Here is a 23,842-nt window from a genome sequence, read left to right as displayed (position 1 = left end):
CTGATCCGCTAAAAGCTGTTCCTACTGTCTATCTCTTTAAGAAGTTGTTCAAAAAGTCATCTTTTTGAACATGCACTTTACCATAAACTTAAGTTCAACCCTTTGTTTCCTGTTCCCTTTGTTTCTTCGCCTTAGCACGAGCGCGAAGCTTGTCCGCGTATCCCGGCTTGTTCTCCTGGCGGTTTCGGGCAATTGCCAAATCATTATCCGGTACGGAATGCGTGATCGTCGATCCCGCGACGACATAAGCGCCATCGCCGATCTTCACCGGAGCAATTAAATTGACATTGCTTCCGATAAACGCGTCATCGCCGATTTCGGTAATAGACTTATTATAACCATCGTAGTTGACGGTTATCGCACCGCAGCCGATATTGACGTTTTTACCCACCTTGGCGTCACCGATATAACTTAAATGTGAAACTTTGGAGCCATCGTCAAGCGTAGCGTTCTTGATCTCCACGAAATCGCCTACCTTGACATGCTCCCCCAGCTTAGTGCCTGGACGCAAATAAGCGAAAGGTCCAACCGTCGTTTCTTTGCCTACTTCCGCTTGGCACAATACCGACTGCTTTACCTTTGCGCCATCATGAATCCGGCTGTCTTCAATTTCCACGGCAGGTCCGATTACGCAATCTTCACCGATTACGGTGTGGCCGGAAAGGGTGGAACCCGGATAAATCACGGTATCCGCTCCGATCGTTACGTCGGCCCCGATATAGGTGGAGCTTGGATCGATGATCGTAACCCCGCCGAGCATATGCCGCCGGTTAATACGCTGACGCATGAAGCCTTCCGCTTCGGATAATGCCAAACGGTCGTTGACTCCGATGGATTCGGCATAATCCCCGGTCATATAGCCCTCGACGACTTCTCCTTCGGAAACTAGAATTCCGATGACATCCGTCAAATAGTATTCTTGCTGCGCATTGCTGTTTGTGACCTTCTCCAGCGCCGCGAATAATTTCGCATTATCAAAACAATAAGTTCCGGTGTTGATCTCCTTCACGGCATCTTCTTCCGGCGAGCAATCCTTCTGCTCGACGATCCTTACGACGGAACCGTTTTCGGTGTCCCGAATGACCCGTCCGTAACCTTGAGGACGATCCATAGAAGCCGTTAATACGGTAGCTGCCGCTCCTTTTTGGCTATGAAGGTCAAGCATGGCTTGCAGTGTCTCCTCCGTCACAAGCGGAGTATCCCCGCAGATGACGATCGTCGTTCCTTCCTCCTGCCCCAGCAGATCCCCGGCTTGCTTAACCGCATGACCGGTTCCCAACTGCTGCTCTTGCAACACATATTCCGCATTATTTCCCAGATAAGACTTGACCGCTTCTGCGCCGTGACCTACAACCACGATGCTGCGCTCACATTGGACTTTCTTAACCGTGTCCAGGACATGCCCGACCATCGGTTTGCCGCACACAGGATGGAGCACTTTATAGAGCTTGGACTTCATGCGCTTCCCCTGACCTGCGGCAAGAACAATCGCAAATCTTTTCAAGGCCCCGGCCTCCTTCTCTTGAACTCATTACTGAATATATCTCATTTAAGACAAAAAGAAAAGAGAGCCATGTTACATGGCTCCCTTTTCTCGAACCCCAATTGGTTGAGACAAAACTGAGACTTAAGCCCCTTCTTCAATCACTTCTTCTTGCTCGGCAGCACGTTCGTACTCCGCCAGGACTGCGGCTTGGATCTTCTCGCGTGTACCCGAAGAGATCGGATGCGCAATGTCCCGGAATTCCCCGTCAGGAGTACGCTTGCTCGGCATAGCCACGAACATTCCATTATTTCCGTCGATTACGCGAATGTCATGAACAACAAATTCGTTATCGATGGTAATGGATGCGATCGCTTTCATTCTGCCTTCAGAGCTGACTCGGCGGAGTCTTACATCCGTAATTTGCATATGTGTTCACCACCTTTTTCCATCAGAGACTTGGTGTAATATTCCACATAGCTAACGGAAATCCTTTTTTTTTAATGAACAAAATGACCTAAATTCAGGAATTTTTTTGAACAGATGGGCTTTTCGACACGTTTCGTCGTAAATTCCAATGGTTTTACAGAGAATCGACAAGGTCTACGGTTCTATTTTCTGGTAAAATAATTGCCCGGTTCCACCGAAATTTCTTTTCCTTTGGGATCCACAGCTCTCAGCGTCGCCAAAGACACGTAATCCTGGAGAAGCCGCTGTTCCGATTCTACCTCGCCAGATTCCACGAGTACGCCGACTCCGGCGACCTCGGCATCGAACTCCGCCAGCAGATCAACCATCCCTTGAATCGTTCCGCCTGCCTTCATGAAGTCATCCACGATCAATACCTTTGACTTCTCCTTCATTGCCCGGCGCGACAAGGTCATTGTATGCAAGCTCTTATGCGAACCCGACACATAGTTGATACTGACCGCCGACCCTTCAGTAACCTGATGGTCTCTACGTACAAGGACGACCGGCAAATTCAACTCCGCCCCGGTGGCATAGGCCAGCGGGATCCCTTTGGTCTCCACCGTCATGACGCAATCGATATCGCGTCCCGCAAAAGCCGTTGCAAACAGCTTGCCCGCTTCGTTCATCAGCCCCGGCAATCCCAAGAGATCGGACATGTACAAATAACCGCCGGGTAAGATCCGGTTCGGTTCCGACAGCTTCTCGCACAACTGCTCCACAAAATGCAGAGCTTGTTCCCGGCCCATCATCGGAATGTATTTCACCCCGCCGGCCGCACCGGCCAAGGTATGCAGCTCCCCGGTGCCCTCGTCTTCGAATACTTCTTTTATAATCGCTAAATCCTCGCTGATCGAGGACTTGGCAGCTCCATATCGCTGCGCAAAAGTGGTGAGCGGTATCAGCTGATGCGGACGGTCCAATAGATATTGCGTCATTTCCACTAATCGAGCGCTTCTTTTCAATTTTTTCACGAAGTACCCCTCGCTAAATCCGAATATTTTATAGAAAATATACCATTTTTGTACGTCTCTGTTCAAGCTTATTCCCCATTACCCGCAAAACAGGCCAACCTCACCCGGGGTGATCCGGTCAGGTCAATAGCCGTACGGCATAAACTTCTTTGCAGAATCCGCGCAGCCCATTATAAATCCTTGGAACCTTCGATTCCTTGGATACCAGTCCAAATACGGTTGGGCCGCTGCCGGACATAAGCACACCATCGGCTCCGAGCCGGATCATCGTTTCCTTCAGATGGGCAACTTCCGGATGAATTTGAAGCGTAACATCCTCCAGCACATTTCCAAGCTCCCCGCAGACTTCCGCAAAAGATCCGTTCTCCAAAGCCTGCTGCATCTTTACAGCGGAGGGATGTACTTGGATTTCTTCGCTTCTCAGCCGTCCATAAATCTCGGAGGTTGACACATTAATCGGCAGCTTGGCGAGAATGACCCAGCATTGGGGCGGACATTTCAGCGGAGTCAGCTTCTCTCCACGCCCTGTTGCCAGCGCCGTCCCCCCGGTAACACAAAACGGCACGTCGGAGCCGAGTTCAGCTCCAAGCTCCATCAATTCGGCATCCGAGATGCCCAGTCTCCATAGCCGGTTCAGGCCCCGCAGCGTGGCTGCCGCATCGCTGCTGCCTCCGGCCAGGCCGGCCGCTACCGGGATCTTCTTGTCCAAATGTATATATACGCCGCTGCGAACGTCATAACGTTCCTTAATCAGCTTGGCGGCCTGGAAAGCCAGGTTCTTCTCATCCAGCGGGATATACCCCGCCTGGCTTGAGATGATAATCGTATCCCGCGGGAGAGCGCTCATTTCCAGCCGGTCGGCCAGATCCACCATCGTCATGATCATTTCCACTTCATGATAGCCATCCGGCCTCTTATGTAGAACATCGAGCATCAAATTAATTTTAGCCGGCGCTTTTTCATAAATTTTCAAGACGCTCACCCACCTTCAGTTCCGTAAAATTCTACCTGTCTTAACTTTTAACTTACATATTATAAAAAAAACTCCGGTCTTCGTCTATGCACGGAAGACATTCTATGCTGTTACTTTCCTCTATCTTACTTGATCTCGGAACAAAAACAAACAGGCTCCTCCGCTTAACGGAGAAGCCTGTTTATGTGCTTTCAAGCGCTATGGTTCCCTTGATGCGGCCCGCTCGGCGAGTTCAATGGCTCTTTTCACCATGTTTCCTGCATCCTTGGCTTTAATCCCGCCCCAGCCTTCTTGCTGAACGGTATCATAAAACCCGAGATCCTTCGCCAACTCGACCTTTAAGTTCTCAGACATGACGCTGCGCCTTCTGCGTGACATGTGCCATTCCCCCTTTAAGAAGTCATGGATATAGAACATCCCTAGTATGCGTCGTTCTTCAACGTTCATACGCCGGTAAAATATGTCCACCCTGCGCGCACGCCGCATCTGAAAATTCCCCCAAAAATAAAAACCGGCCCTGCGTATGAACGCAAAGGCCGTTTACTGCATCGTTATGATGTTCACGGTTTAATATACGACAGCCGCATTTCGTTGTTATCGTCACAAACCATGACTTCAACGGATTCGGTAAGTATATCGGCATAACTGTAAGACACACGCTTAAAGGTCTGCTGTTCTTCATCCAGCTTCACGATAAAGACCGAAGGATAGGTCTCCTCCAATACACCGGTGCGTTCGACGGTCTTTCGGCGACCTCCGTTTGCACGCAGCATAATCTTCTGTCCAACGTGAGCGTCGAGACTGTGTTTAATTTCTGACAGCGCATTTTTAGCCATTGCCTGTGACCACCTTCCTTCTTTGTCCATTATACAAGAAAGGGAGTCACCTGTCAAGTCGAAACAGATTATTATATCAGCAGAAAAAAACGGTTGTCAACGATTTTTTTTCGACACTTTTCTCGAGCCCACTAAAATGTGAAATTACATCGAAGGAATGACCTTTAAAGCGGATAAATCCATGAGTTTCGGCAAGCCGATCCGGTAGCTTCCCCGGGTTTCGATTCCCCCTACGCCCTGAGTTCCGCTGACCGTATGACTAAGGACATCCGTTATGTGGATCGTTTCGCGTATGGACGTCAAAGACGCCTTGGCGGCGATATAGACCGGGTCCAGGGCGTGAATCAGCACGCGGGCCGGGGAGCTTGCGAAATTGGCCCCCGCCTGCAGCAAGGCTTCAAAATGCGATTGGCAAGCACCTGCGACGATGGTAAGGGCATCAAAATTCCGCTCATACTTCCGAGCGGTCTGAATCGCCTCCACAAAGTGCTTCGAGTTTTTATAGCTGGATAAGTTGTATAAGTCGGTTGTGGGGCGATTCTTCAGAACCCCGTCATGACCTGTCAGCACGACGATGTCGGGCTGAATGCTTGGAAGCAGGCGGTAAAGGGCATTAGCCATAGAGGATTCCGTGACAAAGTAACCATGCGCGGGTACGCGCAATTTCTCGTAGAGGTCAAGGCTCTTCTTTAAATAACGCTCATCCCCGTCCAAGTGAAGCACCTTGCCCGGTACCTCGAAAAATGAAGGTTCTCCCGGAGGGAACCATTCCCGTCCCAAAGTGGACTGGTTTCGCTCTGTCAGTTCCAGGCGGTCTTTAGTCAGCTGCTGCAGCGATTCGGTAGCCTTGATCCGGGCTCGCTGCGTTTTTTCGCCCGGCGTGTTCGGGCTAACCCCGACCAGATCGGTCAAGGGAGCATCGGCCAGCAGCCGGAACTCCGTTCCTTTGATGATGGCCTGCTCCCGCACTATTTTTTCAATACGAAAGGTAACGTCCCCTCCGTACGATTTACGGACGACCAAGTCTCCCAATTTCGTCAAATCAATCACCTCTAACTCCATCCTATGGGCGAATGAGGGGATTGGTTACAGCTCTACTATTTTAATCCTGCAGCCAACAGCGTATTGCTAAGGTTCGCAAACTCCTGCAAATCCAGCGTTTCAGCGCGTCGGGAAGGCTCAATGCCAGCTTCGCCGAGCAGGGACTCCAGCCTCTCCCGTCCTTCCCCAGGGAAAAAACGGCTCTTAAGATTGTTGGAAATCGTCTTACGTCTTTGAGCAAAGGACGCCTGAACTACCTCAAAGAAAAAGGCCTCATCCTCCACGGATACAGGCGGCGTGCTGCGTACCTTCAAACGAATGACGGCCGATTCCACATTCGGCTGCGGGATAAAGACGGTATGAGGTACCGTGCAGACAAGCTCAGGCTCACTGTAATATTGGACAGCGATGCTGAGGCTTCCGAATGCCTTGCTTCCCGGAGAGGCAGCCATCCGCTCCGCCACTTCCTTCTGGATCATGACCACAATGTTCTCCAACGGAAGGCCCGCCTCCAGCAGGTTCATCAAAATCGGGGTCGTCACGTAGTATGGCAAATTGGCCACCACACTGACGCCGTTACAGCCGCTAAATTCGTTTGCGAACAGCTCTTGCAGATCCAGCTTCAGCACGTCTCCTTGGATCACATGGACGTGCGGATACGGCTCCAGCACCTCTTTCAGGATCGGCAGGAGTCTTTGGTCGATTTCCACGGCGGCTACGCGCCCGGCCGTCTGAGCCAGCTTCTCGGTCAAGGCGCCGATGCCCGGACCGATTTCCAACGCTCCTTTGGACTCGTCCAGGCCGGCCGCGCCGACGATCTTGCCCAGTATATTCTGATCGATCAGAAAGTTCTGACCGAGACTTTTCTTAAATGAAAAACCGTGCCGTTGAATAATTTCCTTCGTCCGGCGCGGTGTAGATACATCTTCTCTCATGGTCATCGGTTATTCGCCTCTTTCATTCTCTTTCTCCAACTCCGCCAGTGCAGCCGCAAACTCCTCCCGGCTAATCCGAAAGATAGCCAGCCGCTTATAAAACTGTTTGCCGTTGCAATACCCTATTCCCAGCCGTTCCCCCATAAAGCGCCGCCGGGCGGCAGCCTCGGGATGTACGATCAGTCCGGCGCCGATCAAATCCTCCCAATCGATTTGGTCCTGCGCGTCTTCCGCCGCTCCTACGACCTCACTGCGGACGCGGGAGAGCGCCTCACGGATCGCTTCCGGCGAAGCATTCTCTACACCGATGTCATCGCCCTTCGTCGCATCCGCCTCCCGCAAGAAAGCGTGCTTGCAGCCCGGCACCCGGTTCGCTACGATTTTGCGGATTCGCTCCCCCGCGTGGTCCGGATCCGTGAAGATGATAATCCCGCGGCGTTCCATCGCGAGCGCGATTTTGCGTAACGTCGCCTCATTGATCGCGGATCCCCCGGTCTCGATGGTGTCGGCTTCAACGGCCCGTTTCACCGCCACGGTATCGTCGCGGCCTTCCACCACAATGACCTCCTTAATCATGTTGCCCCATACCTTTCCGCAATAAAATGGTTGTATTACAACAAAAAGAAGAGGAATTCATCCTCTTCTTATCCGTGTCTTATTCATCATCCTAATAGTATATCATTCCCTGAGCAAAGTAAACGCGCCCGGTTAGTTCAACTCCGGCTTGGTCGGACCGATTACATACACCGTCCGGCCCTTTTTCCGTCCGAAGTTTTTCGCGGATTTCAGGGAGTCGTAATAAACGTCCATCTTGTTGCCTTTGATGGCACCGCCGGTATCTTCGGCCTTACGGAAGCCGATGCCTTCGATATAAACCCACCAGCCCAAAGGTACGACGCTCTTATCGACCGCGATCGTTCTTCCTTCCGTGACTCGGGTACCGGAAGCCGTCTTCGTACCGATCCCGTCTTCTTCGGCGGAATAAGCGGTCAAAGTTACGTTCTTAAGTACTTTTTTATATTTAAACGAGACGCCGCCTTTCGTCGTAAGCCCGCTGATATTCACCGCGTTCGAAGTGCGGGAAATGCTGGCGGACGCAACGGCTGTCGGTTTCTTCGTGCCTACGGCGACTACCTTCGGCGAAGCTGCTTTTTCAACTTCTTTGCCGAGCCATTGCTTTGACACGAATTTTCCGTCCTCATATACCTTTTCGATGTTGTGGACGACTACACCTTCGCTTCCCGGGGCCACTACTTTAGTTTTCCCTTTAAGCAAAGTATTGTCCGATGTTTTCACGACGGTAAAAGGTACGCTTTCTTTGGTCTGTACCTTATGTTTGGTGACACGGACGATTTTAATATCTAAATTCGCCGACACCTTACTGGTCAAAGCCGGAGTGATTTTATCCTCCTGCCCCATAGTAACGCCGAGCTCTTCAATCGTTTCCTGCACACTGTCCTTGGTTGTAAAATGCACTTTGCTCGTGCCGTCCACACTCACGTTTACCGGAACCGCGCGTACAATGACAATCCGGTTGCCATCTTGGATGGAGCTAGCGAGCGGCCGCGATACCGCGTCCTCGGGACCCAACACAATAGACTGTTCTTCCAGTACTTGATTGACCAGCGAATGACGGGTTTCGATTTTTTGACTTTGCCCGTCAACAACCAAGTAAATCTTTTTATTGTTCTGGCTGTAAGACCAAATCAGGATGATGAGTACTACCGCGATGGCCAACAATCCGATAACCGAAATTTGACGTAAATGTTCTTGTTTCCACCGCATTGCGTAAGACATGCTGGATGAGCGCGATTCATGGGATTCCTTTTTGCGGAAAAAGCCCATTTCTTCCGTCCTCCTTACATAGTCCCGCCGTCTAGGTCGATTCATGATACATATGACGTGACTACAATTCATTTTTACGAAATGCATTTTGAATGAGCTGCACTTCGCATCCTGCCCCAGTCTGCCCGGCACCGTCACCTCCTGTTTAACACAGTATGATGACCCTATTACTTTTATTCAAAAACAAAAGAAGCCCAAAGAAAGAGTAAGAGGCTCTCTTTCGTGGCTTCCGAATGTCTTGGTGTAATAGGATGCACGAGTTTGCCCTCTCAATGTACGCTTACGAGGTTAGCTGTCGGGTTAGGACGCGAGAGTGCCGCCCTTCCTCAGTTCATTCGCTCATGGCGCAATGACCTTGAATTCACCCCAATGACCCAAAAAGAAATCAATTACGATCTGGCCGGGCCTTCCCGGCGTGTCGTACTTGGTTCCCCCGTTCCCCACAAGTGGAGATTAAGCGAGACTGGTTCATGGAACCATGTAACCGGAATCGCCAACAGCAAATGAGCGACCCCAAATCGATTACTGAAAAGATTCTATCCTGTTTCGATGCATGTTGTAAAGGACGAATCAACAACGTTTATTTTAATAAATGGTTAAAAAAATGTAATAATCTCTCGCTAATTAGTTAAAGAGCATTAATCTTTCGCGATTGCTTCTTTTTTCACCGCTTTTGCTCCCGATTTCATCGAATTCCAAATCGTTCCAGCGCATTTCGGGTGGTAATTTCAGCGATTTCTTCGAGAGATACCCCTTTTAACTCGGCAGCAGCCTCGGCGACCAAACGGACGTGTCCGGACTCATTTCTTTTCCCACGAAAAGGGTGTGGTGTTAAATAAGGGGAATCCGTTTCGATCAATAATCGGTCCATTGGAGTCTTCGCCAACACCTCTTTGGGCTGCTTTGCATTTTTAAACGTGATCGGTCCGCCAAACGACAAATGGAATCCCAAATCCAGACACATTTTGGCAATTTCCCAGCTTCCCGAATAGGAATGCATGACGCCGCCGATCTCGTTCGCCTTCTCTTCCCGCAGAATGCGGACGACATCTTCATGGGCTTCCCGGTTATGGATACAAATCGGCATTTTCAACTCGCGGGCGAGGCGAATTTGCTTCCGAAAAACCTCATGCTGCACGTCTTTTGGCGAAGTATCCCAGTAATAATCGAGTCCGATTTCGCCGATCGCTACAACCTTCTCATGTTTGCAGAGTTCTGCAATCCAGTCCAAATCCTCTTCCTTCATCGTAATCGCATCCTGCGGGTGCCAGCCGACCGCCGCATAAATGAATTCATACGACTCCGCCAGCTTCATCGTAGTCGGAATGGTCTCGCGGTTAAAACCGATATTGATCATCCGCGTTACCCCTTGTTCCAATGCGCGATGAATCGCTTCCTCACGGTCGCCGTCGAATTGCGGCGCATCCATATGCGTGTGCGTATCAAATAACTCCATGCTGTTACCTCCTTAGGTGTATTCTTATGTGGTTTGCTTAAATATTTCGTGAATATGCTCCGGAAGCCGTTCGATAACCGGCGCAATTTTATTATCGGGATAGTACAAATGATATTTCCCCCGGTGCAGTCCGCTGATGGAACGCACAATGTCCGATACCTCGGAGATTTCCCGGATCTGCTCCTGCCGGTCCAATAGAAGGATGTGCTTGTCCCTAAATTCCCCGTCCGGACGAAACACATCATAAGGCAGATCAGTCGGAAAATCAATTTCCAGATCGTAATCCGGATTGAGTCCGACGTCCTTGAATGCGACGCGGATGTCGTCGATCATTTCCAGATCTAACGATTCCACTTCTACATATTTATACAACTTTCTATCTAAAAATCGAGAACACAGCTCGCTCAGCAGTCCATCGGATTCTCTCTTCCACTGCATAAAGGCAGTCTGCACCAAAGCTTCGTCAAGCAGGAGGTACTCCTGCACGGTCAGATCCCGTTTGAACAATCCCGGTAATGGATCCGGCAAGAACGCAAATTGATGCCCACTCTCGTGAAGTTCCTTAGCCCTGCGGAAAATCTGCCGCAGAATAATTTCCGAACTCCGGGTAACCGGGTGAAAATAAACTTGCCAGTACATTTGATACCTGGACATCAGGTAATCCTCAACCGCATGCATGCCCGACTCCTTGACCACGATCCGCCCCTGAAACGGCCTGAGCATTCTGAGGATCCGGTCCATATCGATCGTTCCGTAATTGACTCCTGTAAAATAGGCATCCCGCAGCAGATAATCCATACGGTCTGCATCAAGCGGGCTGGATACCAAATTTACCACGATCGGGTGCTCATAATCCTTGCGGATGACGGCCGCCACTTTATCCGGAAAATCCTCTCCCAGCCGCCGCAGTACCTCCCCGACTTCCGTATCGCCGAGCACGATTTTACAGGTCCAGTCTTCATGATGCATTTGAAACGCCTGCTCAATCGAATGGGAGAACGGGCCGTGCCCCAAATCGTGAAGTAATGCCGCACAAAGGGTGACGAGTCTTTCTTCCTTCGGCCAATCGGCATAGTCCGCACGTTCGAATTGAGAAATAATCCGCCGCGTAATTTCATAAACGCCTAATGAATGAGAAAACCGGCTGTGTTCTGCCCCATGAAAAGTCAAATACGAGGTGCCGAGCTGCCGAATCCGCCGCAGCCTCTGAAATTCGGACGTATTGATGAGCGCCCAAATGATTTCATCCTGTACATGCACGTAATTATGAACCGGATCCTTAAATACCTTTTCTTCCCGAAGCTGATTATTCATACCAAGGTCCCCTTTCCCTTATCTCAAAAAAAGATTTTGAAAAATAAAGAGAGTTTGTGACTGATATCGTAGGTTTATGTCGAATATTGTCGAATGATGTCTTAATAGGAACTTCCAAAATGTCGAAAGCCAAAAAACCTCGTTTATTCCGGGAAATCGCGATTTTTATGCCCCGTTTAATAATTAAAATTAGAAATAAAAATGAACTCTACCATAAATAGGTTGACTGTTTTGGCAATGGTTGGTATTATAAATATCATAAAAGATAGAAGTTTGTCGAATAATGACACTTTTAAACTATAGCGAGAGGGGCTATCATCGGTTATGATGAAATCAACAGGTATTGTAAGAAAAGTAGACGAATTGGGACGGGTAGTTATTCCTATTGAATTACGCCGTACGCTCGGTATTGGCGAAAAGGATGCCCTCGAAATTTATGTCGATGGTGAACGCATCATGTTGAAAAAATATGAGCCTGCCTGCATCTTCTGCGGCAACGCAGAGAACGTTACTTACTTCAAAGGCAAAATTGTTTGCCATGAATGTCTCACAGAGCTTCCTACCCCTGTGACAAATTAAGATTTATAGTATATAATAGTTTTATTGAAAACTGTTAATTCTAACCTTTTTCATATCTCCTTGGCGCCTTCCAGGCTTGAACCCAGCCTGTGAAGGCCCCTTTTTTTTATTTTCCCACCAAAAAATTCTATTTCCTTCTATTATAATACGAATATTTTCGTACTTATCCTAACATCCATTTCAAGTTCATCTAATAGAGTTACAAAAGCTCTTTGTAAATATCCCGTTTGGAAACGCCCCGATCTCCTGCGGCTTTCTTCATGGCCTCCTTCCGTGAAAGCCCCTCTTGCTCCTCATAATGACGAACATGCTCTTCTACCGATAAAGGCTGCCACCAGGCATCTTTTCGTTCCTTAACCTCTTCCGGGTGTGCCCCTGCAACAACGATACAATACTCTCCAAGCGGCGGATGTTCCTCCAGCCACGATATGGACTCGCTCAGAAGGCCCCTGGCCATTTCTTCATAACGCTTAGTTAATTCTCGTGCCAACACGACTTTGCGGTCTCCCCATGCCTTGAACATGGACTCCAGCGTTTTAATGACCCGGTGAGGTGATTCATAGAACAGCATCGTGCTTTCCTCATCCTGCAGCGAATTAAGCAGGTTATCCCTATCCTTATGATCCCGCGGCAAAAATCCGATAAATTGAAATCGCTCGGTTGGCAGCCCGGACACGATCAGAGCTGACAAAGCGGCGTTAGCTCCCGGTATTGGAATGACCGAAATCCCCTTCTCCACCGCCAGTTTCACGAGGTCACTGCCGGGGTCGGAGATGGCCGGCAAACCGGCATCACTGACCAGGGCCAAATTTTTTCCTTCTATTATAAAGCGTATCAATTCCGGCCCGCTCGCCGCCTTGTTATGCTCGTGATAACTGAGCAATTTGCCCGGTGAAATTTCGAAGTGAGTCAGAAGCTTACGGGTCTGACGTGTGTCCTCCGCCGCAATAATATCCGCCTCCTGCAGCGTACGTACTGCCCGGTATGTCATATCCTCCAAATTTCCGATCGGAGTGGCGACCAGGTACAATTTCCCGAACCCTTCGCTTGAACGTTCATCGAAACTTTTTTGAATGCTTATGCTCATGCTCTTCCCTCTTTTGATCCATAGTAGATATTCATAATCTCCGGACAATATTCGCCTTGCTCGTCATAAACAATTAGCGGCGGCAGTACCCGCATATCCGGCTTGCCGTCACGGAGCGCTTCAATCAGCACCATATTAGCTTCTGCTTCTTGCCGTGGATGGACAAAACGAATCAACTTCGGCTCCAGCCGGTATTGGCGGAATACGGTCAGGATTTCTCCCAGCCGCTGCGGTTTATGCACCATCGTTACTTTGCCTCCCGGGCGCACTAGCCGCATCGAAGCGGAGATAACCTCCTCCAAAGTACAATGGACCTCATGCCGGGCTATCGCCTGATGGGCATTGATCTTTACATCCCCGCCGGTGAGCGGCATATAGGGAGGATTTACCGTAATCGCGTCATAAACGCCATGTCCTGTCTCTTTGACCAGCTCCCGTAAATCGCCTTCACGAATTGTGATTTGATCCCCGAGCCCGTTCATTTCCACACTGCGCCGCGCCATATCCGCAAGCCGGGGCTGAATTTCGATTCCTTCGATCTTTGCCTTCGTGCGGGTAGATAACAGGAGCGGAATCACTCCGTTGCCGGTACACAGATCCAGGATCTTTCCGTGAATAGGAACCCGAGCGAAACGGGCCAACAAAACAGCATCCATCGAGAAGCTGAATACTTCCTCGCTCTGGATAATGCCCAGCTCATGGGTCAGCAAATCATCGACCCGCTCTTGTTCATGAATTGCGACTTGATTCTTCAACTTTAATCTTCCGTTCTTTTAAAAGTTATATAAGTTACTCGAACTAACTTAGCCAATTTGCAAATTTCTAAAAAAAACCGTAGGAAACATCCCTACGGTTCGTTATTTATTCAAAAAAGATAAGCAGAACAGGCAATCGCCTTCCGTTCGCAAATGTCCATAATATACATTGCAAATGTGGAAACCTTCATGATACAGACGCGCCAGATTGTCATATCCTTCACCGACGATATCGATGGCTTCGTTCCCCTCCAACAGCAAAGGAGCGGGCTGAACTGGGGATAACGCAGGCATTGTGCCTTCTCCGCCTTCCCCCTTCAATATTTTGCGCATCTTCTCGTTCTCCAGGCGAAGCTGCTGATTTTCCTCGAGCAGCCTCTTGACCTCCAGCATTAGCGTGCTAAATTGGCCGTGAACCTTTCCCATTTGTGTTTCCAGCGCTTGCATGTGATTGAAAACATCTTTGTTCTCCAAGTTCCCACCCCAGAGTCATTCATTCTCTAAAGTCTTTCTTGAAATTCTATTTTACAACGACATCGTCAAGCGGAAGCTCCTTGACTTTGCCAATCTCAAACAATTGAACATGAACGGTACGCGACCCGGCGTTAAGACCAACGACTTTCCCGTCTCCCAATGAGGTGACGACCATCTTGCCTACCGATGGAAGTTCTTCCTTCACGCTTTCGTAATTATCATGCTCAAATTTCAAGCAGCACATTAAGCGGCCGCAAAGTCCGGAAATTTTGGTCGGATTAAGCGATAAGCTCTGATCCTTCGCCATCTTGATGGACACCGGCTCAAAGTCCCCGAGCCACGAAGAGCAGCAGAGCACCCGTCCGCAAGGACCGATTCCTCCGAGCATCTTGGCCTCATCTCTGACGCCGATTTGCCGAAGTTCAATCCGTGTCCGGAAAATACTCGCCAAATCCTTAACCAGTTCGCGGAAATCGACCCGGCCTTCCGCCGTAAAGTAAAAAATAATTTTGTTGCGGTCAAACGTAAACTCCACGTCGACCAACTTCATTTTTAAATCATGGTCTTTAATTTTATTTAAACATGTGGCAAATGCGTTTTTTGCCGCAAACTTGTTCTCTTCCACAACACGGGCGTCGGACTCGTCGGCGATACGGATCACCTTTTTCAGCGGGAGTACTACATCGTTCTCCCCGACCTGCTTCTTGCCAACGACCACTTTACCGTATTCGATCCCGCGCGCCGTTTCGACAATAACGCTGTTGTCCTTCTCGACAGGAAGCTCCAACGGATCGAAGTAATATATTTTGCCCGCCTTTTTAAAACGGACGCCTACTACAGTGTACAAAAACTTACCCCCTTGTATACCTATAAAAACCTGTAACTCTTAAAAAAACCCATGTTCTTGCACGGGAGAAAGTTTATCTGTCCGGAGCCGGGGCACCGGCCTGAAGCATCTGCGTTTATCCGCCGATACCGATCAGGAACTGTTCGAGACAGAGTTGGCCATTCATGTTCTGACGAAGCTTCTTCTTGCTCTCCGCCGCAAGCGCCATCGCGTCAATCCACTGTGCCGCACTGCGGGAGAAAGCATGTTTAACGATAAAATCCAGTGCATCTATGAAAACGATTTGATCATGTCTATGATATAGCGCATGGATCATGTCTTTGAACCACAAATGGAAAAGGTCAAACAGCATGTCCAAGTGCTCGCCCAGCCCAGCTTTGATTACGCTTTGCTGCGCTGTAACTAAAGGAGACCCGCCACGGCCAGCGGTTTCCTTCCCTAATTGTAACACTACGTTTCTAATTTCTGCAAACCAATTCTGACGCAATAATTCGCGGCAGGCCTCAAGTCCGGCAGCCACATGTACGGCAGGCCGGGATAAGGCCACCGGGAACCCTTCGCCCGATAACATCTGCAGCATCCGTTCCGGGTCCAGGGGCAAAAACGGCACCAGCTGTGCCCTGGATTGAATAGTAGGCAGCAGGGCCCGTCCATTATCCGAAAGCAGAAGCGCCACCGCCGGGGATGGCGGTTCCTCTAAAAACTTCAGCAAACTGTTCGCCGCTTGCACGGTCATTTTGTCCGCATGGTCAATAATGTATGCTTTCGGATTCCCGCTCTCCGAACGGTAAGAAAAAATTCGCTGCAGGTCGCGAATCTGATCAATTTTGATCGTAGCCCCGTCGGGCGCAATTTGATGCAGATCGGGATGGTTGCCGTGCAGCACTTTCCGGCATTCCAGGCATTCGCCGCAGGCATCGTCTCCCCCCTTTGTACAAAAGAGGGCTTGGACAAAAGCCATCGCCATTTCTTTCTGGCCGCTTCCCGGCGGACCGCTAAATATATAGGCATGAGATATGCGATTCTGGCGGAGGCCGCTCTGCAGTAACTGCTTCGCCGCCTCCTGACCTATAATTTCTTTAAAAGACATAATTCTTTTCTACCTTTCTTCCAAGACATATCTGCATATCCGGAAGAATGCCGCTCTTTCAAAAGCATTTCGGCTTTAGAAACATATATTGATCAGCATACCCCGGATTTCGCCGATTTTTTGCAGAAGATCGATCTTCCCCTGCTCCGTTTCCAACAGTTCATCAGCCATCGCAAGCAGGGCGGCATCGACCTCATCCAGCAATTTATAACGTTTGCCGCGCCCCCGGCGGTCCCAGCCCCGGGATTCCTTGATGCTGACTCCCTGACGGACGGTATCCTCCAGAAATCTTTTGACCAACAGGCGGTACGCCTTCAGTTCCCGGACAGTCATCGAACGGGCCAGCCGGTCCCCCTGAAGCTGAATCTCCTTAAATCTCCGATTCAATTCTTCTTTGGAGGCCTGTTCGCCATGCTGCTGCATGACATCGGAAAAGCTTTTTGCCTGAATCGGCTTGGCCGCATTTTCGTTTACCCCCAAACCGCTTTTCAGCGGTCTGTAACCCGGATCTATTTTCACAGCTATCACCGCCGCTCTTTCATAATCTTAGTATATTGCATACAACACGTCTTAGAAATGTTCGAAGCGTTCAACCGGCAGAACGAATACGGTAGCTCCACCAACTTGAACCTCTACCGGAAGCGGCAAATACGAATCGGTAGTTCCGCTCATCGGCGTCACCGGGGTCACCAGCTGTTCGCGAACCTTACAACTGTTACGGATCACATTCATCACGGATTCAACCTGGTTGTCGTCAACCCCGATCATAAACGTTGTGTTCCCTGCCCGCAGAAACCCTCCGGTACTGGCCAATTTCGTCGCCCGGAAGTTTTCCTTTACCAGTGCGCTGGACAAACGGTTGCTGTCTTTATCCTGTACGATCGCCACGATTAGTTTCATTTGCAGCCCCTCCTCGTTTCGTTATATTTGATCTACCTATAAAAATTTTAACCACTTTTATATAATTTGACGTTCACACCCCGAAATCCTTTAAATCCGCGGCCAATCGGTCTCTTATTAAGGCTGCTACCTCTTCTCGCGTCCCCGAGGCATCCACCGACCGGATTCGCTCCGGGTACATGGATTTAACGACTTCATATCCTTCCTTTACTTTATAGTGAAAAGAAAGATCCTCCAAATCAAGGCGGTTGATTTCCCGCCCTTCTCCGGCGGCAATTCGCGAAAGCCCGACTTCCGGTTCGATATCCAAATAGTAGGTCAGGTCAGGGAAGCGTCCGGCTGTGGCAAACAGATTGATCGAGAGCACTTCATTAATGCCCAATCCTCTGGCATATCCCTGGTAAGCTAAACTGCTGTCGATAAAGCGGTCGCATAACACGGTAATTCCATTGGCCAAGGCGGGCTCCACCTTTTCCGCCAAATGCTGCGCCCTTGCCGCCGCATATAACAGCGCCTCGGTACGCCCGTCCATTTCCGTATGGGCCGGATTCAAAATAGTCTCGCGGATTTTCTCCGAAATCTTGATCCCTCCCGGCTCCCGGGTAGTAATGTATGGAATTCCGCATACTTCTAATTCTTTCCCCAGTTCGTGAATGACCGATGTTTTTCCTGATCCTTCGCCACCTTCTAAGGTAATAAACAACCCTTTTCTCTTCACGTTCAATTCGTTCCCTGCTTTCTTTCCTTTGCTTTTGGTGCAATCTCTTTTATCACTTGTAGGGTCGACAATGTTGAATCCGCAGCTCCCTGGCATTTGGCTTTGGCTTGTCGAAGTGCAATTAATTGCTTCAAGGTTTGCTCTCCGATCTCTTCGCCGGGATATAGCAGCGGTATTCCCGGGGGATAAGGAATAACCATCTCTCCCGCCAATCGTCCAGCGCATTGCTCCAAAGGTAAAGTTTCCCTATCATTCGGTGAAAGAGGACGAAGTCCGAATGCCACGGGTGTCGAAACGGCTGCATTGTTCCACGTGGAAAACTCAAATGATGGCGGATTTTGAGGTTTCCTCTGCTCAGAAGTGGTATCTCGGGCTCGGGTTGCTTCTATCCGCTCCAGCGCTTGCAGCAGCCGGGTAATATCTTCTTCGGTAGTTGCCAGACTAAGCGCGAGAACTGTATAACGGTCATCGCTCATCTCAGGGACGCAGCCTTCCTCTTCCAGCTTCTCCTGAAGCTCATAACCGCTCCAGCGTCCGGTCCGGTCATACAGGATGGCTTTAAAGGGATCTTGTATAGCATATGCAGCACCTTCTCCGCGTGCGCCCGGTTCGAGGATCCCGAAGTTAGGATGAGCCTGCACGCCGAGCCGCAGCTTCTCAGCAGCCGCCAGGCCGCCTTCAAAATAGGCCTGTCCTCCGGACTGTATCTGGCTTCGGCTCAAATCGAGCGAAGCCATGATCGGGTAGGACGGGCTGGAGCTCTGCACCATCGCCAACCGTTGCCGGAGCAGGCCCCGGTCAAGCAGGCCGCCCTGCACGTGCAGCATCGCGCCCATGGTGAGCGCGGTCAGCATCTTGTGCGTGGACTGCACGACGCCGTCGGCGCCGGCCTGCAGGGCGCTCTCCGGCAGCGCCGGGTGCAGCCCATAGTGGGCGCCGTGCGCCTCGTCCACGAGCAGCGGCACGCCGCTCGCGCGACAGAGCGCGGCCAGCGGCCGCAGCGATGACCCCATCCCGTAGTAATTCGGGTGCGTCACTAGCAGCCCTTTGGCGCCGGGGTATCGGCGCAGGGCTTCACGCACCGTCGCCTCGGACGGGATGGTCGCCAGGCCGCTGCCGGCATCGTGCTGCGGCGCCAGGAACACCGCGTGCGCGTTCGCCAGCATTAATCCGTGAATGACGGATTTATGCACATTCCGCTGCACCAGCAGAACATCGCCTGGAGCGGTGCACACGCTCAGGATCAATGCCAAGTTGCCGGCCGTACTTCCGCCAACCAGAAAAAACGACTCCTCCGCGCCAAATGTTTCCGCCGCTAGCAGCTGCGCCTCGCGGATGACGCCCTCCGGATGGTGCAAATCGTCCGTGCCGGTAATCTCCGTCACGTCAATCTCCATGACCTGGCTCAATTCCTTCCCCAGGTCCCCTTCCCCATAGGACATGCCGTTCTTATGCCCCGGCACATGAAAAGAGGCGTCCCGCCGCTCCTTATATCGCAGCAAAGCCTCGTACAACGGAGCTTTGACGTTTATTTCATCATCCTTCTTGTCCTCACCAATACTCAATCTATATCCTGATCCTTCCGGGCTTGTTCTATTACGGGTCTTTCGCTTCATTGTAACGCTTTCCTGTCAAAGAGGGCAATATAAAAGGACCCGCCATTTCTTAGAACAGGTCCCTCACAATATGCTTTTATGCATTTTTCTCTACCCAAATTTGTCTCATACGATGAATAAAAAAATGATATTTTGCTTCCTGGACATCCGTGTGCACCATTTCCGCCTCACAAGCGTCACATATAAATTCGGATACAATATGAATACCTTCTGACTTCGGCTCTCCACAGATTATGCATGTATTTTCGGCAAGTTCATCCATTTACGATCCCACCTTGTTTGTTTTACTACCAGTATGGCGCATATTCTATTATTTTAAACCTTTTCATAGTGGTTTTCCTACTTTATATATATGCGCTTTCCTTACCTTCCGTGTTTGTACGGCGGCATCTTAAAAATTCTTTATTTTAACCGATATATAATTCAAGGTGTGCGCCGCTGCATGGAGCCACGCCTAAGTTAAGCCAAGGAGGAGTTCGTTCCCACATGCCTGCCGAGCCCGCGAATAATGCAACGTTTTATCATTATAAACTGCTCAAAAAAATCATTCTTCCCAAGCCTCTTATCCGCAGCTTTCTAACGCTTCCTTTTATCTGGCTTGCCGCGGAGATGGTGTTTATCTCTTGGACTAGCATTTTCTTTTTCCTGCTGGCCATTCCGATCGTGCTTTGGATCCACTTTGTCATTTCCCGTTCCGTGCTCATTATTGCCAGCCACTCCTATCGCAAGCGTTGGAGCTTTACGAGACGGCTGCCTTGGATCGGATACTTACCGGATCAATTCGTTAGTTATTCCATATTCCGCCGGGTTCATCTGCATGCGGCTTGGATCGGATGCTGCATCATAGCGGTTCTCATCCCCTGGTCGCCCGTGTCCTTCACTATCTCTTTGATATTGTGGCATTTTTGGTTCCTTACCCCAAGGTTCTATATTCTAGCCGGATTAAGAAAGCAGCCTAAGACCGGAATGATCAAGTTTAATGAGCAGGATACCTCCTATTACATGCCTTAAGAGATTTCTACATATTAGCACCGATACCAGTTCACTTCTTCATATGCCATACTACTAAAAAAAGCCTGTCTCCCGCTCAAATGCAGGGAACAGGCTACTTGATCCTCATTTCAGAGGATTTCATTCGCTTGTGCTTGTCTTGCTGAAGCTAATCGTGAAACTACGGGCTCTCTAAGCCCTGGATGATTGCCTTCTCTTCCATTTTGGGAACCAGTACGGTAAAAGAGTTATCATGTATAGTCAACTGCACGACCAGCTTATCTTTTTTGTAAACCAGGGTCGTTCCTGTACTCTCCTCCGGATTCTCCGTCCAACCCCATTCCGTGATCGCCTTTTGGAAGGCATCAGGAACTCCATCGCTTTCCTTTAAACCGGGCAACGAATAATGCACATAATCCATCTTGGAGTTATTCATTGCTGTTTCCGTCCGTTTAGCTTCTTTAGGAATAGGGAAGCTCTTCTCTACCGCCGATCCGACAAACGTCGTCCAGGAAGGCTCGGAAGCAGCACAGCCTGCAATGACGAACATCATCATCAAGACCACCCCCATGAAGCACAAGGAATGTCGAATTCCCCTTAGCCGCATGATTATTCCTCCTTACCCAACCTATATTCTGACCGTATATCACTCATCGATGTCCATTCCCGATATAGAACGCGGATAGGTCAAATCACCTAAAAAGTATGCCACACTTCATTATAACGGTAGTCTATCTCCTGTCGGTAACAAAAAGGTTACATTCCTTTTGATAGGTTCTTAACTTTTTATTCATCCATCCTACTGTTCTATTCCATTACATTAACTTGCCTTTATTTGAACCGATCGAACGGACTGCTCCCCTTCGGAATAAGCTCGTTAAATGCGATTGAAAACTCCGGGAACCCTGCGGCATAAGGCGTATACTCATACAATTGGAAAAATACCTTTAGATTATCCGGCTCCAAATAAAAATCCGGTTGATCGCTCAGTCCTTTAAATCCGCCAAAATACCCAGGAAAATAGTCCAGCTTTGCGCTTAATTTGCTATTCAACTGCTTGGAGTAATTCTTATTTGCACCGAATAAATCATCCAAGCTCAGTAACTTCCCGTCCTTCAACGAAAAAGTATAACCCTTTCTCATGACCATGCCGTGTGCCCCGCCCAAATTTTCGTATTGCTCGGTCAAAAGGCTAAGTACTCCATTTTGGTTATACGTTACAATATAGGAGGATTCAAACGCGTACGGGTTGCTTTCGACCTCCTGACTCTCCCTCTCTTTCAACTGCTTCTCCATATTCTCACGGAATACATTGACGTCTTCTTTAATTCGGTTATTAATTGCAGTCTCCGCTTCCTTATTTTCATTTCCCTTTAATTGCGGATATTTGAGATGAATCGATGCTTGTTCAGAATCCTTATCATAGCCTGAAGTAACAATAGTCACCTTGTTCTCCTGAGCCTTCTCTATCTTCAGAAGCTTCGCACTCGCATCCCATTTCCCCTGATAGCCTAAATAATTTTTCACCCATTGAAAAGGAATGTAGATTCTGCCGTTGATGTTTTTGGCTGCCGGTTCGCCAATATAATAGCTGTTTACGTAAGAAGTAATGCCGCCCTCGTACTGAATTATATTCAATTGGCGGTATCCTTCTCCGACCGTGTATGTTTTGCTGACCGGATTATAATTGATTGGCAACTTGAGATCATCTCTTAAAAAAGCTACAGGAATCCAGGACCTCCCCTCAACTAGCATCCCGCGCAGCGAGGAAGTCTTCCCCTCGTATTGAAGCGTAACCGAGTTTTTAGCCGCTGCTGGCTTATTTACAATAGCAGTTAGACTTGGTGATGCACTTGCAGCTGCATTTACACTCGAGCTTGCACTTGCCGCATATCCCAAACCTGGCGCCCATGTTCCTCCACACAACAGTCCTATAGCTAAAAATGCAGCACCTAAATGTCTCTTATGATGCATATTTTTCCCTCCTGATCATGTCCAAACTGAGAACCATTCATCCATCAATGTGCATCCACGCCCATGAAGTTATTTCATAACAAATCCTATTATAGTCAATTGTCGGCAGTAATAGTTTACATTCACCCTTACGATTTCTTCTTAATTTACCTTTTAAGTCTGACGTTTCCTTAACCTTTTTTAACCAATTATTCTAAGAAGGACCCTAGTGCCTATATACGTGTAGTTACAAAACAACTAGTTCCATTGATCGGCCACGGCCTAAACTATCTCGTGTTGTGTGGTTTGTGTGGTTTGTGTGGTTTGTGTGGTTTGTGTGGTTTGTGTGGTTTGTGTGGTTTGTGTGGTCTGGTTTGCCTTGCTTGTCTTGCTTGTCTTGGCTTGTTGCCCTATTTAGATCTACTAGCCCTGTCCCTATGGGCGTGTTATAGGCCCGACTAACTGACTGGCGCTTATGGGTGCTCCTTCACTCTAAGCTACCTATAATCCTCCTAACGACCTGTTACAGCGCCTCTAAATGCATTCCTAATGCAGACTAGTTACAAACCAAGCCATATATAAAAGCCCTACCTCAACGGTACCCTGTTTGTTTGCTCGGTGGCTTCCTACTCTCCTAAGATCCTACAGCCCAAATAGTCCCTACAATAAGAGTATTTGCGCTGCCCATGTAATCAGAGTATATGAATAACCCATGCAATCAGAGTTTTTGAGTAACCCATGCAATCAGAGCCCTTGAGTTGAGCTTGGCACCTTCCCCCTGCTTAATTAACTGTAATTACTACATCTAATTTTACTCCCTCAGCTCCCCGGTCTAAATTAACTGCAAAAACTACAGCTATTTCGGCGGATTTGGCCCATTTCGAGTGGAAACTGCAGAATTAACTGTAGATTTTACAGCTATTTGTCTTAAACAAGCTCATCTAGCGAAAATAACTGCAGGTTTTACAGCTAAGTTGTTGTTCAGATAGTCTTAAATAGCAAAAAAGCACCGCCGAGGTTATCGGCAGTGCTCTTCTTCGTTGCTTGGCGGCGTCCTACTCTCCCAGGACCCTTCGGTCCAAGTACCATCGGCGCTGGAGGGCTTAACGGTCGTGTTCGGGATGGGTACGTGTGGAACCCCTCCGCCATCGCCACCAAACGGTTCAAGCGTCTTAATCGCTTGAAAACTGGATACGAAACTTGAGTTTGCGTTTTAGCCCCTAATTGGTTCACCGGGGTCCCCGAAAAGTAATCGGAATTACCTTCGAAGCCTCGCTTCACTTTTTGGGGTATCTTTTGGATAAGCCCTCGACCGATTAGTACCTGTCAGCTCCATACATTGCTGCACTTCCACCTCAGGCCTATCAACCTCGTGGTCTTCAAGGGGTCTTACTAGTTGGGAAATCTCATCTTGAGGGGGGCTTCACGCTTAGATGCTTTCAGCGCTTATCCCGTCCGCACGTAGCTACCCAGCTATGCTCCTGGCGGAACAACTGGTGCACCAGCGG

Annotated in this window: 26 protein-coding genes, 2 rRNA genes and 1 riboswitch (1 of these 29 running past the window's edge); of the genes, 2 read left to right on the top strand and 26 right to left on the bottom strand. The window is 49.3% G+C overall.

The genetic code is table 11. The annotated features are described in order from the left end of the window. Positions 1 to 94: 94 nt before the first annotated feature. From glmU to NYE70_RS18290, 12 genes are all read right to left on the bottom strand, one after another. Positions 95 to 1,504 (bottom strand): bifunctional UDP-N-acetylglucosamine diphosphorylase/glucosamine-1-phosphate N-acetyltransferase GlmU, encoded by a 1,410-nt coding sequence (gene glmU, locus NYE70_RS18345; RefSeq protein ID WP_211025424.1) that lies wholly within the window; start codon positions 1,502 to 1,504, stop codon positions 95 to 97. A gap of 123 nt (positions 1,505 to 1,627) precedes the next feature. Then, complete coding sequence (gene spoVG, locus NYE70_RS18340) at positions 1,628 to 1,912, bottom strand: septation regulator SpoVG (protein ID WP_055105386.1); 285 nt, start codon at positions 1,910 to 1,912, stop codon at positions 1,628 to 1,630. A gap of 182 nt (positions 1,913 to 2,094) precedes the next feature. Beyond that, positions 2,095 to 2,925 (bottom strand): pur operon repressor, encoded by an 831-nt coding sequence (gene purR / locus NYE70_RS18335; RefSeq protein ID WP_341047320.1) that lies wholly within the window; start codon positions 2,923 to 2,925, stop codon positions 2,095 to 2,097. 118 nt (positions 2,926 to 3,043) lie between these two features. Further along, positions 3,044 to 3,898, bottom strand: coding sequence for a 4-(cytidine 5'-diphospho)-2-C-methyl-D-erythritol kinase (gene ispE, locus NYE70_RS18330; RefSeq protein WP_341047319.1), 855 nt, complete (start codon positions 3,896 to 3,898; stop codon positions 3,044 to 3,046). A 198-nt stretch (positions 3,899 to 4,096) separates the two neighbouring features. Continuing rightward, the gene (locus NYE70_RS18325; RefSeq protein ID WP_211025417.1) at positions 4,097 to 4,276 is read right to left on the bottom strand and encodes a small, acid-soluble spore protein, alpha/beta type; all 180 of its coding nucleotides are present in this window, start codon (positions 4,274 to 4,276) and stop codon (positions 4,097 to 4,099) included. 182 nt (positions 4,277 to 4,458) lie between these two features. Continuing rightward, positions 4,459 to 4,734 carry a biofilm formation stimulator Veg gene (gene veg / locus NYE70_RS18320; RefSeq protein ID WP_114498803.1) on the bottom strand — a complete coding sequence of 92 codons (276 nt, stop codon included), beginning with the start codon at positions 4,732 to 4,734 and terminating at the stop codon, positions 4,459 to 4,461. Positions 4,735 to 4,878: 144 nt separating this feature from the next. Further along, positions 4,879 to 5,796 carry a sporulation peptidase YabG gene (gene yabG, locus NYE70_RS18315; protein WP_211025415.1) on the bottom strand — a complete coding sequence of 306 codons (918 nt, stop codon included), beginning with the start codon at positions 5,794 to 5,796 and terminating at the stop codon, positions 4,879 to 4,881. A 35-nt stretch (positions 5,797 to 5,831) separates the two neighbouring features. Next, complete coding sequence (gene rsmA / locus NYE70_RS18310) at positions 5,832 to 6,716, bottom strand: 16S rRNA (adenine(1518)-N(6)/adenine(1519)-N(6))-dimethyltransferase RsmA (protein ID WP_341047318.1); 885 nt, start codon at positions 6,714 to 6,716, stop codon at positions 5,832 to 5,834. Positions 6,717 to 6,719: 3 nt separating this feature from the next. Further along, positions 6,720 to 7,286, bottom strand: a complete 567-nt coding sequence (gene rnmV, locus NYE70_RS18305; RefSeq protein ID WP_341047317.1) for a ribonuclease M5 — start codon at positions 7,284 to 7,286, stop codon at positions 6,720 to 6,722. Between the two features lie 132 nt (positions 7,287 to 7,418). After that, positions 7,419 to 8,555 (bottom strand): 3D domain-containing protein, encoded by a 1,137-nt coding sequence (locus NYE70_RS18300; RefSeq protein ID WP_211025501.1) that lies wholly within the window; start codon positions 8,553 to 8,555, stop codon positions 7,419 to 7,421. A 261-nt stretch (positions 8,556 to 8,816) separates the two neighbouring features. Next, positions 8,817 to 9,025: riboswitch (cyclic di-AMP (ydaO/yuaA leader) on the bottom strand. Between the two features lie 215 nt (positions 9,026 to 9,240). Beyond that, the gene (locus NYE70_RS18295) at positions 9,241 to 10,011 is read right to left on the bottom strand and encodes a TatD family hydrolase (RefSeq protein ID WP_211025407.1); all 771 of its coding nucleotides are present in this window, start codon (positions 10,009 to 10,011) and stop codon (positions 9,241 to 9,243) included. A 24-nt stretch (positions 10,012 to 10,035) separates the two neighbouring features. Then, the gene (locus tag NYE70_RS18290) at positions 10,036 to 11,325 is read right to left on the bottom strand and encodes an HD domain-containing protein (protein WP_211025405.1); all 1,290 of its coding nucleotides are present in this window, start codon (positions 11,323 to 11,325) and stop codon (positions 10,036 to 10,038) included. 324 nt (positions 11,326 to 11,649) lie between these two features. On the opposite strand from NYE70_RS18290, the gene NYE70_RS18285 reads away from it, so the two are divergent. After that, entirely contained in the window at positions 11,650 to 11,904 is a 255-nt protein-coding gene (locus NYE70_RS18285; RefSeq protein WP_028560748.1) for an AbrB/MazE/SpoVT family DNA-binding domain-containing protein, read from the top strand. Between the two features lie 199 nt (positions 11,905 to 12,103). On the opposite strand, the gene rsmI is transcribed toward NYE70_RS18285, so the two are convergent. The 10 genes from rsmI to NYE70_RS18235 form a co-directional block, all read right to left on the bottom strand. Continuing rightward, positions 12,104 to 12,991 carry a 16S rRNA (cytidine(1402)-2'-O)-methyltransferase gene (rsmI, locus tag NYE70_RS18280; RefSeq protein WP_290408320.1) on the bottom strand — a complete coding sequence of 296 codons (888 nt, stop codon included), beginning with the start codon at positions 12,989 to 12,991 and terminating at the stop codon, positions 12,104 to 12,106. Next, a complete protein-coding gene (locus NYE70_RS18275) occupies positions 12,988 to 13,746 on the bottom strand; it encodes a tRNA1(Val) (adenine(37)-N6)-methyltransferase (RefSeq protein WP_211025401.1) in 759 nt (252 codons plus the stop codon). Before NYE70_RS18275 ends, rsmI begins: the two co-directional genes overlap by 4 nt. 102 nt (positions 13,747 to 13,848) lie before the next feature. Next, a complete protein-coding gene (locus NYE70_RS18270; protein WP_211025398.1) occupies positions 13,849 to 14,220 on the bottom strand; it encodes an initiation-control protein YabA in 372 nt (123 codons plus the stop codon). A 46-nt stretch (positions 14,221 to 14,266) separates the two neighbouring features. Then, positions 14,267 to 15,067, bottom strand: a complete 801-nt coding sequence (locus NYE70_RS18265) for a PSP1 domain-containing protein (RefSeq protein ID WP_211025396.1) — start codon at positions 15,065 to 15,067, stop codon at positions 14,267 to 14,269. A gap of 115 nt (positions 15,068 to 15,182) precedes the next feature. Continuing rightward, entirely contained in the window at positions 15,183 to 16,157 is a 975-nt protein-coding gene (holB, locus tag NYE70_RS18260) for a DNA polymerase III subunit delta' (RefSeq protein WP_211025394.1), read from the bottom strand. Between the two features lie 75 nt (positions 16,158 to 16,232). After that, positions 16,233 to 16,676, bottom strand: coding sequence for a YaaR family protein (locus tag NYE70_RS18255; RefSeq protein WP_211025499.1), 444 nt, complete (start codon positions 16,674 to 16,676; stop codon positions 16,233 to 16,235). Positions 16,677 to 16,727: 51 nt separating this feature from the next. Further along, a complete protein-coding gene (locus NYE70_RS18250) occupies positions 16,728 to 17,057 on the bottom strand; it encodes a cyclic-di-AMP receptor (protein WP_211025392.1) in 330 nt (109 codons plus the stop codon). Between the two features lie 73 nt (positions 17,058 to 17,130). Beyond that, a complete protein-coding gene (gene tmk, locus NYE70_RS18245) occupies positions 17,131 to 17,775 on the bottom strand; it encodes a dTMP kinase (protein ID WP_341047632.1) in 645 nt (214 codons plus the stop codon). Positions 17,776 to 17,777: 2 nt separating this feature from the next. Beyond that, positions 17,778 to 19,391: an aminotransferase class I/II-fold pyridoxal phosphate-dependent enzyme gene (locus NYE70_RS18240; protein ID WP_341047313.1), complete on the bottom strand. Its 1,614-nt coding sequence runs from the start codon at positions 19,389 to 19,391 to the stop codon at positions 17,778 to 17,780. A gap of 76 nt (positions 19,392 to 19,467) precedes the next feature. Continuing rightward, positions 19,468 to 19,653, bottom strand: a complete 186-nt coding sequence (locus NYE70_RS18235; RefSeq protein ID WP_211025386.1) for a sigma factor G inhibitor Gin — start codon at positions 19,651 to 19,653, stop codon at positions 19,468 to 19,470. Positions 19,654 to 19,877: 224 nt separating this feature from the next. On the opposite strand from NYE70_RS18235, the gene NYE70_RS18230 reads away from it, so the two are divergent. Further along, the gene (locus tag NYE70_RS18230) at positions 19,878 to 20,402 is read left to right on the top strand and encodes a hypothetical protein (protein ID WP_341047311.1); all 525 of its coding nucleotides are present in this window, start codon (positions 19,878 to 19,880) and stop codon (positions 20,400 to 20,402) included. 160 nt (positions 20,403 to 20,562) lie between these two features. On the opposite strand, the gene NYE70_RS18225 is transcribed toward NYE70_RS18230, so the two are convergent. From NYE70_RS18225 to NYE70_RS18210, 4 genes are all read right to left on the bottom strand, one after another. Continuing rightward, on the bottom strand, positions 20,563 to 20,988 hold the full coding sequence (locus NYE70_RS18225) for a hypothetical protein (protein ID WP_211025383.1): 426 nt from the start codon (positions 20,986 to 20,988) through the stop codon (positions 20,563 to 20,565). Positions 20,989 to 21,212: 224 nt separating this feature from the next. Continuing rightward, the gene (locus NYE70_RS18220; RefSeq protein ID WP_341047309.1) at positions 21,213 to 22,355 is read right to left on the bottom strand and encodes a PdaC/SigV domain-containing protein; all 1,143 of its coding nucleotides are present in this window, start codon (positions 22,353 to 22,355) and stop codon (positions 21,213 to 21,215) included. Between the two features lie 1,021 nt (positions 22,356 to 23,376). Continuing rightward, positions 23,377 to 23,493 (bottom strand): 5S ribosomal RNA (gene rrf, locus NYE70_RS18215). A 137-nt stretch (positions 23,494 to 23,630) separates the two neighbouring features. Then, a 23S ribosomal RNA gene (locus NYE70_RS18210) occupies positions 23,631 to 23,842 on the bottom strand (it continues 2,719 nt past the right edge of the window).

The organism is Paenibacillus sp. FSL R5-0407, from assembly GCF_038009185.1.
Classification (GTDB): Bacteria; Bacillota; Bacilli; order Paenibacillales; family Paenibacillaceae; genus Fontibacillus; species Fontibacillus vini.
Note: the sequence above shows the minus strand (reverse complement) of the source record. Positions and strands in the feature narration are given on the sequence as shown.